Origin of the sequence: Deinococcus sp. JMULE3, from assembly GCF_013337115.1 — a bacterium.
Classification (GTDB): Bacteria; Deinococcota; Deinococci; order Deinococcales; family Deinococcaceae; genus Deinococcus.
Window position 1 is genome coordinate 161,549 of the sequence record NZ_SGWE01000004.1, and the last position, 15,353, is coordinate 176,901.

A 15,353-nucleotide genomic window follows, 5' to 3' on the forward strand; every position below is an offset into this window, starting at 1 on the left:
CCCCCCCCCCCCCCACTCCCCACTCCCCACTCCCCACTCCGTGAGGCCCCCCATGACGAACCCCGACCCCACCCCGTCCGAAATCCTGATGCTGGGCACCTGCGATTACCCCGAGCATGTCCCCTCTGACCGCTGGGCGCCGTACGCGCGGATGCAGGCGGAGCTGGGCCTGCGGTTCGTGCGGGTCGCGGAGTTCGCCTGGAGCCGCCTGGAACCCCGCCCCGGCGAGTTCGACTGGGCGTGGCTGGACGACGCGATCGCCGCGTACGCCGCCGAAGGCCTGCGCGTGGTGATGTGCACGCCGACGCCGACGCCGCCCGCATGGCTGATCCGCGCGCACCCGGAGATCCTGGCGTTCGACGACCAGGGCCGCGTGCGGGAGTTCGGGTCGCGCCGCCACTACGATTTCGCGTCACCCGTGTTCCGCGAGCACTCGCGCCGTATCACGCGTGCGGTCGCCGAGCGGTACGGGCAGCACCCGGCGGTGGTGGGCTGGCAGACCGACAACGAGTTCGGGTGTCATAACACCAGCCGCAGTTACGGCGGCGCGAGCGAGGCGGCGTTCCCCGCATGGCTGCAGGCGCGCTACGGCACGCTGGACGCGCTGAACGAGGCGTGGGGGAACGTGTTCTGGAGCATGGAGTACACCGACTGGGCGCAGGTGAAGTCCCCGGCGCTGACCGTGACGGAACCGAACCCGTCGCACGTGCTGGACTACCACCGTTTCGCGTCGGCCCTGATCGCGTCGTTCCAGGCCGAGCAGGTGGAGATCCTGCGTGAACTCGCGCCGGGGCGGTTCGTGACGCACAACTTCATGATCTTCGAGTCGGGTTTCGACCATTACGACGTGGCGCGCGGCCTGGACTTCGCGACGTGGGACAACTACCCGACCGGGATGCTGGAATTCTTCGCGCCCCCAGGCGTGGGCGAGGACCTGAAGAACCACTACGCCCGCACCGGGCACCCGGATCTGGTGGCGTTCAACCATGACGTGTACCGCAGCCTGATGCTCGGGAAGGACGGGCTGGGCCGGGACGGGGCGGGCACGCCGAACGGGTTCTGGGTGATGGAGCAGCAGTGCGGTCAGGTGAACTGGGCGCCATACAACCCGCTGCCCGCCGAAGGCGCGGTGGCGTTGTGGACGGCGCAGGCGTGGGCGCACGGCGCGGACGTCGTGAGTTACTTCCGCTGGCGGGCCGCGACGATGGCGCAGGAGGTCATGCACTCCGGACTGCTGCGCCACGACGAGACGCCCGACCGGGGCTTCGCGGAGGTCGCGGGCCTGGACCTCACGCAGTTCCCTGTTGGCCCGGTCCCGGCGCGCGTGGCGCTGCTGCACGACTACGAGAGCCTGTGGATCTATGACCAGCAGCGGCACGCGGCGGGCCTGAGCTACTGGGCGCAGACGGTCACGTACTACATGGCGCTGCGCTCGCTGGGCGTGGACGTGCAGATCACCCACCCGGACGCGGACCTGAGCGGTTTCGCGGCGGTGGTCGCCCCGGCGATCACGCTGGTTCCCGCTGAGCGGGCGGCGCGCTGGGAGGCGGCGGCGCAGGGTGGCGTGCCGTTCGTGTTCGGGCCGCGCACGGCGTTCCGCACGCCGGGCGGCGCGACGTGGTCGGATGGGCAGTTCGGCCCGCTGTCGGGCCTGACGGGCGCGCGCCTGCTGCAGTACGACAGCCTGCGCCCCGGCGTGACGCAGGGCGTGACCGGCGCGTTCGGGAGCGTGGACGCCAGCCTCTGGGCCGAGAGTTACCGCGTGAACGGCGCGCAGACCCTCGCCACGTACGCGGGCGGGCCGCTGGACGGGCAGAGCGCCGTGATCCGCCACGGGCACGCGACCGTGATCGGCGCGCACAGCCTGGGGCTGATCCGGGCGGTGCTGAGCGAGGTGCTGGGCGGCGCCGGCGTGCCGCTGCTGGACCTGCCGGAGGGGGTGCGCGTGTCGCGCCGCGCGGACCGGACGCTGGTGCAGAACTGGCATCCGCACGCGGTGACGTGGGGCGGCCTGGAGCTGGGTCCGGTGAGTTCGGTGGTGCTGGGCGGCGACTGGACGCCCACGCAAGGGAAAGGAGAGCAGGGTGACGGAGTTAACGGTGAATAAGTGGACAGTCAATGAGGCCCCGCAGGACCTGCGGGTGTTGATCAGTGGATTCCAGTCGTGGAGCGAGGCGGAACTGCGCCCGCTGACGGACGTTCAGGCCGTGCCGGGGCAGCACTGGCGGGTGGAGCAGGGGCACGATCCGGGCTTCCCGCCCAGCGGCGAGGCCGGGGTGTGGCGCAGCCATACCGTGCTGGCGCTGGTCCGCGCCGACGGCAGCGGCTGGGTCGGCAGTGTCGGGGACGCCACGCGCACCTTCGCGCAGTGGGAGGCCCGCGCCGGAACCGCTGACGTGACCGTGACCTGCACCCTGGAAGGCCCCGACGTTCCCGTCACCTGGGAGGAGACCGGGGACGTGATCGCCACCCTGGAGGCCCGCGCGGCAGACCTGGGCGCGGCGATGGGCGCGCGGACGCCCGCGCCAGTGCGGGTGTGGTGCTCGTGGTACTCGTACTACCGCGACGTGACGCTGGACGCCATGCTGGACAACGCCCGTCTGGCCCGCGAGCACGGCCTGGACTTCGACGTGTTCCAGCTGGACGACGGCTTCCAGACGTTCCTGGGCGACTGGGAGGACCCCAGCGCCCACTTCGGCGGGCACGCCCGCGAGCTGCCCGCGCGCCTCGCGGAGCTGGGCTTCACGGCGGGCCTGTGGCTGGCGCCGTTCCTGGTGCAGCCGCAGAGCCGCCTGTTCCGCGACCACCCCGAGTGGCTACTGCGTGGCGAGGACGGTCAGCCGCTGGCGTTCGGGAACAACTGGGGCGGCCCGTACCACGCGCTCGACACCACGCACCCCGGCGCGCTGGCGTGGATCCGCGAGCTGGGGCGCACGGTGCGCGGCTGGGGGTACACGTACCTGAAGATCGACTTCCTGTACGGCGCGACCCAGCCCGGCGTGCGGCATGACCCGACGGTCGGGCGGGCCGAGGCGTACCGCATGGGCCTGCAGGCGTTCCGGGACGGCGTGGGTGACGACGCGTTCATCCTCGCGTGCGGGGCGCCGCTGGCGCAGAGCATCGGGCTGGTGGACGCCATGCGCACCGGTCCGGACGTGGCCCCGCTGTGGGATGAGGACTCCCGCCGCGTGTGGCTGGGCGACGCGACCGGCCCCAGCGCCCGCAACGCGCTGCACACCGCGCTGAGCCGCTGGTATCAGCACGCGTGGTACCAGCCGGACCCGGACGTGGCGATCTGCCGCCGCGAACTGAGCCTGCTCAGCGCCACCGAGCGGGAGGCCATCGCGGGCATGCTGGACGTCATCGGGGGCCTGCGGGCCAGCAGCGACCCGGTCAGCCTGCTGGACGAGGAGGGCTTGGCTCTGCTGCGCCGCTGCCTGACGGTCAGCACCCCGGACCGCCCGGTGACGCTCGCGACGTCCTTCGGGGACGCGGTGACGCACTTCACGCGCGGCACGTTCAACCTCACCGACCGCGCCACAGGCGGCATTCCCGCGCACGGCTACCGGTCGGCGCAGGGCAAGGAGCAGGCATGACCACCGACCGCACCTCACCCCTGTCGGCCAGCGGGTACCACACCGCCGACTTCACGAAACCCGACGGGCGCAGCCTAACCCTGTACGGTCTGGAGCCCATCCGGGTGGACAGCGAGATTCCCAGCCCCAGCCCCGACCCGGTGGACGCCCGTCCCCTGATGCGCTGGCATCCGGTGCGGGGCGAGTGGGTCATGTACGCCGCGCACCGCATGGGCCGCACGTTCCTCCCGCCGCCCGAGTACAACCCGCTGGCCCCCACCCGCGACCCCGAGCACCCCACCGAACTGCCGCGCGGCGAGTACGACATCGCCGTGTTCGACAACCGCTTCCCCAGCCTGACCCTGACGGCCCCCGACCCGGAGCCCGGCCCCGCCGGAACGCGCGCGGGCGTCGGCAAGTGCGAGGTCGTGGTGTTCAGCCAGAGTGCCCAGGGCCGCCTGTGCGACCTGACGGACGAGCAGATCAGCCTGCTGCTGGCCGTGTGGGCGGACCGCACCACGCGCCTCGCGGAGACCGGGCAGATCAACGCGGTGCTGCCCTTCGAGAACCGGGGCGTGGAGGTCGGCGTGACCCTGCACCACCCTCACGGGCAGATCTACGCCTACGATCACGTGCCGCCGGTCGCCGCGCGGGCTGCCGCGCAGATGGACGCGTACGTCGCCGAGCACGGCCGCCCCTGGCTGGAGGACTTCATCCAGGAGGAACGCGCCGCCGAGGACCGCATCATCCGCGATGACGGCGCGGCCCTGAGCGTCGTGCCGCCGTTTGCGCGCTACACCTTCGAGACGTGGGTGCTGCCCACCCGCCCGGTCAGCCTGCTCAGTGACCTGAGCGACGCCGAGCGGCTCAGCATGGCGCGGGTGCTGCGCGACGCGCTGCGCCGCCTGGACGGCCTGTTCGGCGTGCGCATGCCGTACCTGATGACCGTGCATCAGGCGCCGCTGGACACGCCCCGCCCGGCGTTCCCGCTGCACATCGAGATCTACCCGTACCTGCGCGCGCCGGGCCGCCTGAAGTTCCTGGCGGGCACCGAGCAGGGCGCCGGGGAGTTCGCGAACGACAAGTTCCCGGAGGTCGCCGCCGCCGAGCTGCGCGCCGTGCCGGACACCGCAGGAGACGGACTGTGACCCACACCAGTTATGAACAGGCGTTCGGGAGTGCGCCGCAGGCCACCGCGCAGGCCCCGGGTCGCGTGAACCTGCTGGGCGAACACACCGACTACCAGGGGGGCTTCGTGCTGCCCACCGCCATCCCGCAGCAGGCGACCGTCGCGCTGGGCCGCAACGGCAGCGCCGAGCACGTCCTGTACTCCACGAACCTGGACCAGACCATCCGCGTGCCGGTCGGCGAGGTCGGCAGCGGCTTCGCGCCGTACCTGACCGGCTGCTTCGCCCTGAGCGGCGTGCAGGAGGGCCTGAACGCCTTCATCACCAGCGACGTGCCCAGCGGCGGCCTGAGCAGCAGCGCCGCGCTGGAGGTCGCCACGCTCCGCGCCCTGCGGGACCTCGCGGACCTCGACCTCGACGACGTGGCCCTGGCCCTGCGTGGCGTGCAGGTCGAACACGAGTTCGTGGGTGTCAAGTGCGGTGTCATGGACCAGATGGCCAGCTCCCTGGCCGACACCCGCACCATGCTCCTGATCGACACCCGCAGCCTCGACCGCCGCGCCGTGCCGTTCCCCGCCGGGGCGGAGGTGCTCGTCATCGACTCCGGCGTGCCGCGCCGCCTCGCCGAGAGCGGGTACAACGAACGCCGCGCGCAGGTCGAGGAGGCCGCCCGCCTGCTCGGCGTCCCGCAACTGCGCGATGTGACCGACCCTTCGGTCGTCGAGACGCTCCCGCCCGTCCTGCGCGAACGCGCCCGGCACGTCGTCACCGAGAACAACCGCGTGCTGGCCGCGCTGGAACCCGACGTGGACGCCACCCGCTTCGGGCAGCTCATGAACGCCAGCCACGCCAGCCTCAAAGGCGACTACGCCGTCAGTCACGAACGCGTGGACGAACTCGTCGCGCTGCTCCAGGCGCACCCGGACGTGTACGGCGCGCGCATGACCGGCGCGGGCTTCGGCGGGGCAGTCGTCGCCCTCGTCCGCCAGGGAAAGGCCACCGTCGCCGCGCAGGCGGTCCTCGCGGAGTACAGCGAGCAGGGCTCCCAGGTCGTTCCGTAACACACCCGTACGCCAGTGTGCCGATGCCCCACGCGCGGGCGGACGGCACACTGGCGTTCGTGACTCAACCCAGCTATTCCCTCACGACGTCCCTGGACGGCATGACGCCTGAACAGCTCCACGGATTCTTCGTGGACTGGCCCAACCCGCCCACGCCCGACACGTTCCTGCGCCTGCTGCGCGGGTCGTACCGGGTCGTGCTGGCCGTGCATGACGGGCAGGTGATCGGCTTCGTGCAGGCGATCAGCGACGGCGTGCTGACCGCGTACATTCCACTTCTGGAAGTTCTGCCCGAGTGGCAGGGCCGGGGCGTGGGCCGCGCCCTGATGACCCGCCTGCAGGAAGAACTGCGGCACCTGTACGCCATGGACCTCGGCTGCGACGACCACCTCGTCCCGTACTACGAGGGGCTGGGGATGCGGCGCGGCAACCTGATGTGCACCCGCAACTACGAGCGGCAGGATGGGGCGCCCACCGGGTGAAACGGCCGGGGGCCGCGCCGCGTACCCCCCACCGTGGTGACCTTCGATCCGAGGCTGCTCCTGATGTACCTGCTGGCCGGCCTGCTGGCCGTCACCACGCATGAGTTCGCGCATGTGCTGCTGCCGCTGCGGGCCGGGGCGTCCGGGGTGCGCGTGCAGCTCGGCGTGGACGGGGGCTGGTCTGTTGCGCGGTTCCGGTTGGGGCGGGTGACGGTGGACGTGCGCCCGTACCCGTTCTGGATAGGCCGCGCCCACTGGGATCACGCGAGCATGACCCCGGCCACCTGGGCGTGGGCCATCGCCCTCGGGCCGCTCAGCTCCGCCGCGCTGTGTGCCCTGGGCGCGCTGCTGTGGCGCGGCGGAGGCGAACTGTGTGCCCTGGGCGCGCTGCTGTGGCGCGGCGGAGGCGAACTGGCCGGTCCGTTCGGGCAGGCGCTGGCCGTGTTCGCCGGACTTCAGGCCCTCGTGACCGCTATGCCCGTCCGCTACCCCGCCTGGATGGGCATGGGCGCAGGCATGCCCAGCGACGGGCGGCAACTCCTCGACCACTGGCGGGGACGGCAGCGGGCACACGCCTGAGCGTCACCAGTACCGGAACAGCAGGTCGCCGCGTGTCCAGCCCAGGTGCCGCGCGCCCCTTGCCGCGCCGGGTGGCAGGAGGTCCAGTTCGGCGTGGTCCGGGAGTCCGTTCAGCCACGCGGCGTCTGGGACGACCCAGCCGCGCGCCTGCCACCACGCGGTCAGGCCGGGCGGGTTCAGGTAGGGCGCGAAGGTCGCCGCCGGATGCGTGGCGTCCGTGAAGGCCATCACGGGCAGGTCGGTATAGGCCAGGAGCCGGACCTCTCCCCCGCCCGCCCCGATGCGGAGGGTCTGGCTGCGCACCTCGGTCATGGGGTCGGGGTGTAGTCCGCCGACCAGTGTCCAGCCGAGTTCGCGGGCGCAGCGGTGCAGGTCGGCGGTCAGGCGCGCTGGGGCGTGCGCGTCCGCGCGGGTCAGGTCGTCCCGCAGCCAGGGGAGCACGCCTCCCTCCACAATCAGCTCAGCGCGGCGCGGAGGCGCTGGATGTCCTCGCGCCACGCGTCGGCGTCCTCGCTGTCCTCCCAGAGGTCCGGGAGTTCGCTGCCTGGGTCGAGGACGCGTTCCAGGGCTTCCATGGCGTGCCCGCGCAGGTGGGTCAGTTCGGCGGCGTCCGCGTTCTGCACCCAGGCGCGCAGGGCGGCGTCGGTCAGGGCGCTGGTATCGCCCGTGAGGACGGCGGCGAGGGTCTCGGCGGCGGCGACGGCGCGGTGGCCTTCCTCGGCTTCCAGGTAGTCGTTGTCGGGGTCCAGCGCGACGTCGAAGGCTTCCGCCAGGGCGTACGCGCCGTCCTGCACGATCTCGGCGGCGTACTCAGCGGCGGCCTCGTTCTGGAAGGGGCCGACGCCCCAGGCGCTCATGCGGGGGCCTCGCTGCGGCCGTAGCGCTGCTCGACGTATTGTTCCATGAGGTCCTGGAAGTCCTCGGCGATACGGGGGCCGCGCAGGGTGGTCAGGAGTTTGCCGTCCTGGTAGACGGGCGCGCGGGGGTCCTCGCCGGTGCCGGGCAGGGAGATGCCGATGTTGGCGTGTTTGCTCTCGCCAGGGCCGTTCACGATGCAGCCCATGACGGCCACCTGCATGTCCTCCACGCCGGGGTATCTGGCTTTCCAGTCGGGCATGGTGTCGCGGATGTAGTCCTGGATCTTCTGCGCGAGTTCCTGGAAGAAGGTGCTGGTGGTGCGGCCGCAGCCGGGGCAGGAGGTGACCTGCGGGAGGAACTGGCGGATGCCGAGGCTCTGGAGGATCTGCTGGGCGACCTCGACTTCCAGTTTGCGGCTCGCGCCGGGTTCCGGGGTGAGGCTGACGCGGATGGTGTCCCCGATACCCTCGATGAGCAAAGGCGCGAGGGCGGCGCTGCTGGCGACGATACCTTTCATGCCCATGCCGGCCTCGGTCAGGCCGAGGTGCAGGGGGTAGTCGCACAGCGGGGCGAGCTGGCGGTACACCTGCCAGAGTTCCGGGGCGGAGCTGACCTTCACGCTGATCAGGATCCTGTCGTGTGCGAGGCCGAGTTCCTCGGCGTACGCGGCGCTCTCCAGCGCAGAGACGACCATCGCGTCGATCATGACGTCCGTGCCGGTCTTGGGTGAGCCGTTAGCGGTGTTCTCGTCCATGAGGCGGGCGAGGACCTGCTGGTCGAGGCTGCCCCAGTTCACGCCGATGCGGACGGGTTTGTCGAACTCTTTGGCGACCTCGATCATGGTGGCGAAGTTCGCGTCGTGGTGCTGTCCGGCGCCGACGTTGCCGGGGTTGATGCGGTACTTGGCGAGCAGACGGGCGGTTTCGGGAAATTCGCGCAGGAGGATGTGGCCGTTGTAGTGGAAGTCCCCGACGATGGGCACCTCGATCCCGACCTCCTGAAGGCGGGCGATGATGTCGGGGATGGCGGCGGCGGCCTCGCGGGTGTTGACGGTGACGCGCACGATCTCGCTGCCTGCCCGGACGAGCTGCGCGATCTGGATGGCGGTGGCTTCGGCGTTGGCGGTGTCGGTGTTCGTCATGGACTGCACGACGACCGGGTGGGCGCTGCCCACCATGACCCCCCCGACGTTGACGCTGACGGTCTGGCGACGCTTCATGCCGCCCAGTGTACGCGGCGGGCCGGGGGGCGGCTGGAAGCGGGGTTACGCCTTCGCGGCGCGTTCCATGCGGTCCAGAATGGCGCTCAGGCCGATGTCCAGGCCGCCTTGCGGGCCGCTGGCGCCGTACAGGCCGCTGCGCTGGAGGCTGGCCGCGCCGTGCAGGAACGTCCAGTAGGCGACGGCGTGCCCGGTGTCGTCGGGGTTGCCGCTCAGCGCGCCGACGTGGGCCAGCAGGGCGTTCCAGAGGTGCTTGCCGGCAGTGGTCTTGATGCCTGGGGGTTGGTCGGGGCGTGGGGTCATCAGGAGGTCGTAGGTGTGGGGGCGGGTGTGGGCGAAGTGCAGGTACGCGCGGGCGATGGCGTCCAGTGCGGCGCGGGGGGTCTGGGTGCGGGCGGCGGCGGTGACGTCGTCGCGCAGGGCGTCGGCGGCGTGTTCGGCGAGCTGGTTCAGGAGGGCGGCGCGGCTGGCGAAGTGGCGGTACAGGCTGCCGGGGCGCACGCCGAGCGCGTCGGCGAGGGGCCGCATGGCGAGGGCGTCGGGGCCGCCCTGGTCGAGGAGGGTCTGCGCTTCCCGGAGGATGGTATCGGGGGTGAGTTTCGCGGGGTACGGCACGGTGAACAGTGTACGTCTTGACGCCCGAAGACCGAAGATGTACGGTGTTCACCATCAAGGCGAACGGCGTTCACTCACTGCTCTGCCGCCACCCACACACCACCTCTCCCCCACCCCGGAGGTCCCCCATGCCCCGCCCACCCATCCGCCTCGCGCAGTTCGGCCTGATCAACGCGTACCTCGTCCCGGAAGCCGACGGACTGACCCTGATCGACGCGGGCGTGCGCGGCATGGACCGCCGCGTGAACCGCGCCGCCCGGCAGCTGGGCCTCCCGCTGCGCCGCGTCGCCCTGACCCACACCCACAGCGACCACGTCGGCGCGATCGACACCCTGATGAGCCAGTGGCCCGACCTGGAACTCCTCGTCGGGGCGGACGACACCACCAACCTCGCCCCCCTGGGCGTGAAGACCACCCCCACCCGCCTGCTGCGCGGCGGGGACCGCGTGGGCTCCCTGACCGTCCTCGACACGCCCGGCCACTCGCCCGGCCACGTCGCGTACCTCGACGAACGGGACGGCAAGCTGTACAGCGGCGACACCTTCGTGAACGTCCCCCGCCTGCGGGTCGCCAGCGTCCTGAACGCCGCCTTCCCGCTGCCCACCTTCGGTACGCACGACCCCGCGCAGACCACGCGGGCCGCCCGCGCCCTGCTGGACGTGCCCCTGAAGACCCTCGCCACCGGACACGGCCCGGTCATCCCGGGGCCGCTGGATGCTATGCGCCGCGCCGTGCAGGACGCCGAATCCGGCCGCGAACCGGGGGCGGTCACCCGCACCGTCTCCGGCTGGGTCGGCTACCTGACGCGCCTGAGCACCGACGGCGCCGTCGCCGGAAAGAACCTCGCGTACCGCAACAGCCGCCACAGCTGACACGCAACGAAAAAGACGGGACCGACGCCAGCTGGCCATCGGTCCCGTTCGTGGTGGGCGGTGAGGGATTTGAACCCCCGACCTATCGCTTGTAAGGCGAGAGCTCTACCGCTGAGCTAACCGCCCACGCGGCCTGACATGCTAGGCGATCAGGGCACGCCCGCGCAAGAGGCCACACCGCGCACACGGGGTCCGCCCAGCCGGACAGGGCCATCCGGGCACACGGGCACGCGTGTTACCCTCGGGCGCGATGACCTTCGCGCAGGCCGTGACCGACCGCACCCGAGCCCTCCAGACCCGCCTGTGCGTGGGCCTGGACCCCCGCCTGGACGCCTACCGGGACGCCGCGCACCTGCGCGAACACACCCTGGACGTGCTGGAGGCGACCGCGCCGTACGCCGCGTGCGTGAAACCGCAGCTGGCGTTCTACGAGGCGCTGGGCCTGGACGGCCTGCGCATCCTGGAGGAGGTGTGCGCGGCGGCCCGCACGCTGGGCCTCCCGGTGTTGCTGGACGCCAAACGTGGCGATATCGGCAGCACGGCGCAGGCGTACGCGCAGGGCTGGCTGACCGGTCGGCACGCGGGCGCGGCGCTGACCGTGAACCCCTTCCTGGGCTTCGAGACCCTCACGCCGTTCGTGGACACTGCGCGCGCGAACGGCGGCGCGGTGTTCGTCCTCGTGAAGACCAGCAACCCCGGTCAGGCGGACCTGCAGGGCGGCGGCATCAGCGAACGCGTCGCGGACGAGATCACCCGCCTGAACGCCCAGGAAGACGCGGAGTACGCCAGCGTCGGCGCGGTCGTGGGCGCCACGCACCCCGGCGATCTGGCCGCGTTCCGCGCCCGCATGCCCCGCGCACTGCTGCTCCTGCCCGGTCTGGGCGCGCAGGGCGCGACCGCCGCGCAGCTCGCCCCGGCCTTCGACCCCGGCGGGACCGGCGCGCTCGCCAGCGCCAGCCGGGGCGTGCAGTACGCCAGCGGCCTGGATGTCCGCGCCAGCGTGGACGCCGCGCGGGACTTCCGCAACGCCCTGAACAGCGTGCTGAGTTGACAGTCGAAGGTTGATGGTTGGTAGAGGGAAAGCTCCATCAACCTTCAACCATTAACCCAGCGCCGCGAGCATGCGTTCGATATCGTCCAGCGTCGTGTAGTGCGCGATGCTGGCCCGCACGACGCCCTGCGGGTACAGGCCCAGGTCCTTGAGGGGCTGCACGGCATAGAAGTGCCCGGCGGCCACGTCCACCCCGGCGGCGGTGAGGCGCAGCGCGGTCTGCTCGGGGCTCTCTCCAGCCACGCGGAACGCGACTGTCCCCACGCGACCCTGCGTGCCCTGCGGGCCGTACACGGTCACGAGGTCATGCGCGAGGAGCCCCTCGACCAGCCGGGCCATGACCGGCGCTTCCAGCTCGTGAATGCGCCGGGAGGCGGCCTCCAGCGCCGCGCGGGTCAGCTCGGCGTGCCCGCCCAGGTCCCGCAGGTAGTCCAGGGTGCCCAGCCACCCGGCCAGCAGTTCGAACTGCGGGGTGCCGTGCTCGATCCCGGTGATGTCACCCTGCGGCACGAACTCCAGTTTCGGCCAGGGCAGCGTGGCGCGCAGCTCCGGGCGCAGCCACATCGCACCCAGGTGCGGGGCCCAGACCTTGTACGGGCTGAACGTCACGAAGTCCGCGCCCCACGCCTGCATGTCCGGGAAGGCGTGCGGGGCGGCGTGCACGGCGTCCACGATGCTCCACGCGCCCGCCGCGCGCACCTGCGCCGTGATCGCCGGAATGTCCGGCGTGACGCCCAGCGCGTTGCTGGCCGCCGTGAACGCCACCAGCCGCGTCCGGGGGGACAGCAGCGCCGCCAGATCGTCCGGGTGCAGCGTCATGTCCGGCTGACGCGCGTGCCACACCCGCACGGTCACGCCCTGCCGCTCCAGTTCCCGCCAGGGGCTGGCGTTACTCTCGTGCTCCAGCCCACTCAGGATCACCTCGTCCCCCTCACCCCACAGGCGCGCGAACGCCGCCGCAAGCCGGAAGGTCAACGCCGTGGCACTCTGCGCCAGCGCCACGTCCTCCGGCTGCGCGTTCATGAACAGCGCCGTCGCCTCGCGCGCCCGGACCTTCAGGGCCAGGATCTCCGCACCCGGACGGTGCCCCGGCATGGCGTTCGTCGCGCCGTAGCGAGTCAGGTGCTCCGTCACCGCCTGAATGGCGCGGACCGGAATCAGGCCCCCGGCGGCGTTGTCGAGGTACGCGCGACCCGACTGGAGTTGCGGAAACTGGGCACGCAGGTCAGCCTGCGACGGCACGGCAGCAGTGGTCATGCGCCGAGTGTAGGCCCGAACGGGACGCGGGGCACAGGAAGCGGGACGCGGTTCGCTGGGGGGCCGACGTGGGCGGAGCCGGTCCACCCGTCCTCTATCGACCGTCACCCATCTCGCTCCTTTCACGCTCGTTTGATCGTCCTTTGGTGTGATGCGGGCCTCATGGGTGTCGCCTATCCTGCTGTCATGTTGCGGTTTCCGTCTGTTCCGCCGGAGGGCGCATGAGTTTCGTGCGGAAGCCCCGGCCGTACTCGTCGGGTCTGCCGTCCGCGCCGGTGTCCGCTCCGCGTGTGCCGCGCGTCCCGAAGGAGAAGGCAAGTCGTCCACAGCGTCCGCGTGGGCCGCGTTCGTCGTGGGCGGGCGCGGTGACGGCCCTGGCGGGGCTGGGCGCGCTGCTGGTGCTGGTGGTGGGCCTGTCGGGCCTGTGGAATGCCGTGGCGCGGGACTGGCAGTTCCGGTCGGCGGCGGCGGGCGTGCTGGACGTGGTGCGCTGAGTGACACGGCAGTTTAAAAAATCCGTGCTGGGCTGGTGGAACCGCTGGCCGCGTTCGCCGTTCGTGCGGCGGCCCGAACCGTGGACGTTGCGGCGGGCACTGCGGGCGGCGGCGGCGGGCGTGGGTCTGCTGACGCTGGGCCTGCTGGGGCTGGGCGTGGCGGGCGCGCTGAGTACCGGGGCACTGGGGCGGGTGTGGAACCTGCGCTCGGAACTGCTGCCCATCGAGGTACAGGACCGGCGGGGCGCGCCGCTGGGCGTGATCGACCACTGCCGTGAGGGGAACGCGGTGAACGCCGTGCCGTGCCGGGAGTCGCTGAGCGTACCGCTGACGGGGGTCAGTGAGGCGTTCCTGCTGGCGTACGTGGCGAAGGAGGACGTACGCTTCTTCTCGCATTCTGGGGTGGATCTGGGGCGGTTGCCGCGCGCGGTGCTCAGTGGTGCGGGCGGCAGCACGATCACGATGCAGCTGCTGAAGAACAGCGTGCTGGCGGGGCATTTCGATTACGACACGGACCGTCGTGGGCCGCTGCTGACGGTGGCGCGCAAGGCGACGGAGTTCGTGCTGGCGCCGCTGGTGACGTGGCGCTACGGGCGGCGGGAGGTGCTGGCGATGAGCGTGAACAGCCTCCCGTGGATCGGGATCGGGCAGCGCAAGGGCGTGTACGACGCGTCCAGAGCGGTGTTCGGGGTGGAACCGGCGGATCTGTCGCTGGCGCAGAGTGCGTTCCTGGTGGGGCTGCTGCCCGCGCCGGGGCGGTATCTGGTGCAGGAGGACACGCCGCCGGAGACGGCGACGGCACGCTTCCGCTGGATGCGCGCGCAGCAGCTGGTGACGCTGAACATCCTGCGGTCGCACGGGCTGATCTCGGACGGGGCGTACGCGCAGGCGGTCGCCACACCCGTGCAGCCGAGGTTGTGGCGGGTGGAGTATGCGGGGTCGGGCGCGGACCTGCGGGTGGTGGCGGCGGCCCGCAACCCGGATTACGCGCAGGAGCCCGAGCCGGTGTGGGCCATACAGGAACTCGTGCGGCGCGAGCTGCGGCGGGCGGGCGTGGACCCGAAGCGGGTGGGGCGCGTGGTGCTGACCATCGACGCGCAGGCGCAGGCGGCCCTGACGCAGCGGGTGCAGGGTGAGGGCGCGACCGGTCCCCGCGCGGCCGGTGTCGCGGAGGGCGCGGCGGTCGTGGACGTGCGGGGCGGGGGGATCGTGGCGCTGGCGAGCAGCACGGGCGGCAGCCTGAGCAGCGATCCGGGGCGGCAGTGGGCGGCGTCGGCGCTGCGGCCGGTGGCGAGTACCGTGAAGCCTCTGCTGTACGCGCTGGCGTTCGGGGACGGCGTGACGCAACTGAGTGCCTTCCGGGACGAGGCGACGGGGTACGCGGGTCAGGCCATCCGGAACAACTCGGGCGGGTTCCTGAACCGCGCGGTGACGGTGCGCGAGGCGAACGCCCGCAGTCTGAACACCGTGGCGGTGCAGGTGGGTACGCCCCGCGAGAAGGCGCTGCGGCGCACGCTGGACGCGCTGGGGTACCGCGCGGACGCGGGGAACACGTCCAGCGTATCGCTGGGCACGTACCGGGCCGCGCCGCTGGACGTAGCCGCCGCCTACGCGTCGTTCGCGAACGGCGGGACGCGCTGCGAGCCGCACCTGCTGGCCGAGGTGTACGACCGCGCCGGGCGGCCCCTGTCCCTGCCGCGCCCGGACTGCGCGCCGCTGTGGGACGAGGTGGTCGCCTACGAGACGTTCGACCTGCTGACCGGCGCGGTGTCGTCGAACGCGGGGCACGTGAAGTTCCTGCGGCCCACCGCGTGGCAGCGGCTGTCCGGGAAGGCCATGCCGCTGGGCGCGAAGTCCGGTACGACCGACGACGTGAACGACACGTGGTGCGCCGCCGTGACGCCGCAGTACGCGATGGCCGTGTGGATCGGCGACCCGGACGGGCGGCAGAGTGTGCCCGTGAACCTCTACCGCGATCAGGCGGCCTGCCGTGAGGTCGGGCTGCTGCGTGACCTGCCGCACGACCGCGCGAGCGTCCCGGTGCCGCCGGGCATCACGACCGTGGGGGGCGTGGCGGTGCCGCTGCCGGGCCTGAATCCCCGCAATCCCGCGCCGCCCGCCCCCTGAGCCCCCTCTTTCCCCCTTCCAGACTTCCGAGGTGAC

General features: G+C 72.0%; 15 protein-coding genes and 1 tRNA gene. 10 read left to right on the forward strand and 6 right to left on the reverse strand.

Annotated elements, in window-relative coordinates:
• Nucleotides 1-52 precede the first annotated feature (52 nt).
• Genes EXW95_RS03640 through EXW95_RS03665 form a run of 6 tightly spaced genes read left to right on the forward strand, consistent with a single transcriptional unit; the run spans nt 53 to nt 6,824 of the window.
• Nucleotides 53-2,107, forward strand: coding sequence for a beta-galactosidase (locus EXW95_RS03640; RefSeq protein WP_174366307.1), 2,055 nt, complete (start codon nt 53-55; stop codon nt 2,105-2,107).
• Nucleotides 2,100-3,596 (forward strand): glycoside hydrolase family 36 protein, encoded by a 1,497-nt coding sequence (locus EXW95_RS03645; protein ID WP_174366308.1) that lies wholly within the window; start codon nt 2,100-2,102, stop codon nt 3,594-3,596. Before EXW95_RS03640 ends, EXW95_RS03645 begins: the two co-directional genes overlap by 8 nt.
• Nucleotides 3,593-4,723 carry a galactose-1-phosphate uridylyltransferase gene (gene galT / locus EXW95_RS03650; protein WP_174366309.1) on the forward strand — a complete coding sequence of 377 codons (1,131 nt, stop codon included), beginning with the start codon at nt 3,593-3,595 and terminating at the stop codon, nt 4,721-4,723. The genes EXW95_RS03645 and galT overlap by 4 nt, the downstream gene beginning before the upstream one ends.
• Nucleotides 4,720-5,763, forward strand: coding sequence for a galactokinase (gene galK / locus EXW95_RS03655; protein WP_174366310.1), 1,044 nt, complete (start codon nt 4,720-4,722; stop codon nt 5,761-5,763). The genes galT and galK overlap by 4 nt, the downstream gene beginning before the upstream one ends.
• A 59-nt stretch (nt 5,764-5,822) precedes the next feature.
• Nucleotides 5,823-6,245: a GNAT family N-acetyltransferase gene (locus EXW95_RS03660; protein WP_371809893.1), complete on the forward strand. Its 423-nt coding sequence runs from the start codon at nt 5,823-5,825 to the stop codon at nt 6,243-6,245.
• A 36-nt stretch (nt 6,246-6,281) separates the two neighbouring features.
• Entirely contained in the window at nt 6,282-6,824 is a 543-nt protein-coding gene (locus EXW95_RS03665; RefSeq protein ID WP_174366312.1) for a hypothetical protein, read from the forward strand.
• A gap of 3 nt (nt 6,825-6,827) precedes the next feature.
• On the opposite strand, the gene EXW95_RS03670 is transcribed toward EXW95_RS03665, so the two are convergent.
• Genes EXW95_RS03670 through EXW95_RS21135 form a run of 4 tightly spaced genes read right to left on the reverse strand, consistent with a single transcriptional unit; the run spans nt 6,828 to nt 9,516 of the window.
• A complete protein-coding gene (locus EXW95_RS03670; protein ID WP_174366313.1) occupies nt 6,828-7,265 on the reverse strand; it encodes a hypothetical protein in 438 nt (145 codons plus the stop codon).
• Nucleotides 7,266-7,279: 14 nt separating this feature from the next.
• On the reverse strand, nt 7,280-7,681 hold the full coding sequence (locus EXW95_RS03675; RefSeq protein ID WP_174366314.1) for a DUF4259 domain-containing protein: 402 nt from the start codon (nt 7,679-7,681) through the stop codon (nt 7,280-7,282).
• Entirely contained in the window at nt 7,678-8,901 is a 1,224-nt protein-coding gene (gene ispG, locus EXW95_RS03680) for a flavodoxin-dependent (E)-4-hydroxy-3-methylbut-2-enyl-diphosphate synthase (protein ID WP_174366315.1), read from the reverse strand. Before ispG ends, EXW95_RS03675 begins: the two co-directional genes overlap by 4 nt.
• Nucleotides 8,902-8,946: 45 nt before the next feature.
• Nucleotides 8,947-9,516 carry a TetR/AcrR family transcriptional regulator gene (locus tag EXW95_RS21135; RefSeq protein ID WP_371809894.1) on the reverse strand — a complete coding sequence of 190 codons (570 nt, stop codon included), beginning with the start codon at nt 9,514-9,516 and terminating at the stop codon, nt 8,947-8,949.
• 128 nt (nt 9,517-9,644) lie between these two features.
• Here EXW95_RS21135 and EXW95_RS03690 point away from each other — a divergent pair, with 128 nt between their 5' ends.
• Nucleotides 9,645-10,388, forward strand: coding sequence for an MBL fold metallo-hydrolase (locus EXW95_RS03690; protein WP_174366316.1), 744 nt, complete (start codon nt 9,645-9,647; stop codon nt 10,386-10,388).
• Between the two features lie 51 nt (nt 10,389-10,439).
• Here the strand turns inward: EXW95_RS03690 and EXW95_RS03695 are convergent.
• Nucleotides 10,440-10,514 (reverse strand) — tRNA-Val (locus EXW95_RS03695).
• 124 nt (nt 10,515-10,638) lie between these two features.
• On the opposite strand from EXW95_RS03695, the gene pyrF reads away from it, so the two are divergent.
• Nucleotides 10,639-11,439 (forward strand): orotidine-5'-phosphate decarboxylase, encoded by an 801-nt coding sequence (gene pyrF / locus EXW95_RS03700; RefSeq protein ID WP_174366317.1) that lies wholly within the window; start codon nt 10,639-10,641, stop codon nt 11,437-11,439.
• Between the two features lie 51 nt (nt 11,440-11,490).
• Here the strand turns inward: pyrF and EXW95_RS03705 are convergent, their stop codons facing one another.
• Nucleotides 11,491-12,696: a cysteine desulfurase-like protein gene (locus tag EXW95_RS03705; protein WP_174366318.1), complete on the reverse strand. Its 1,206-nt coding sequence runs from the start codon at nt 12,694-12,696 to the stop codon at nt 11,491-11,493.
• A 221-nt stretch (nt 12,697-12,917) separates the two neighbouring features.
• Here EXW95_RS03705 and EXW95_RS03710 point away from each other — a divergent pair, with 221 nt between their 5' ends.
• Both EXW95_RS03710 and EXW95_RS03715 read left to right on the forward strand, forming a co-directional pair.
• Nucleotides 12,918-13,190, forward strand: a complete 273-nt coding sequence (locus tag EXW95_RS03710; protein ID WP_174366319.1) for a hypothetical protein — start codon at nt 12,918-12,920, stop codon at nt 13,188-13,190.
• Entirely contained in the window at nt 13,191-15,317 is a 2,127-nt protein-coding gene (locus EXW95_RS03715) for a transglycosylase domain-containing protein (protein WP_371809895.1), read from the forward strand.
• The last annotated feature ends 36 nt before the right edge of the window (nt 15,318-15,353 follow it).

Bases quoted from the DNA above. Each gene is read 5' to 3' on its own strand.
- EXW95_RS03640 (WP_174366307.1), top strand. From the start codon at position 53: ATGACGAACCCCGACCCCACCCCGTCCGAAATCCTGATGCTGGGCACC.
- galT (WP_174366309.1), top strand. From the start codon at position 3,593: ATGACCACCGACCGCACCTCACCCCTGTCGGCCAGCGGGTACCACACC.
- EXW95_RS03675 (WP_174366314.1), bottom strand. From the start codon at position 7,681: ATGAGCGCCTGGGGCGTCGGCCCCTTCCAGAACGAGGCCGCCGCTGAG.
- ispG (WP_174366315.1), bottom strand. From the start codon at position 8,901: ATGAAGCGTCGCCAGACCGTCAGCGTCAACGTCGGGGGGGTCATGGTG.
- EXW95_RS03690 (WP_174366316.1), top strand. From the start codon at position 9,645: ATGCCCCGCCCACCCATCCGCCTCGCGCAGTTCGGCCTGATCAACGCG.
- pyrF (WP_174366317.1), top strand. From the start codon at position 10,639: ATGACCTTCGCGCAGGCCGTGACCGACCGCACCCGAGCCCTCCAGACC.
- EXW95_RS03705 (WP_174366318.1), bottom strand. From the start codon at position 12,696: ATGACCACTGCTGCCGTGCCGTCGCAGGCTGACCTGCGTGCCCAGTTT.
- EXW95_RS03710 (WP_174366319.1), top strand. From the start codon at position 12,918: ATGAGTTTCGTGCGGAAGCCCCGGCCGTACTCGTCGGGTCTGCCGTCC.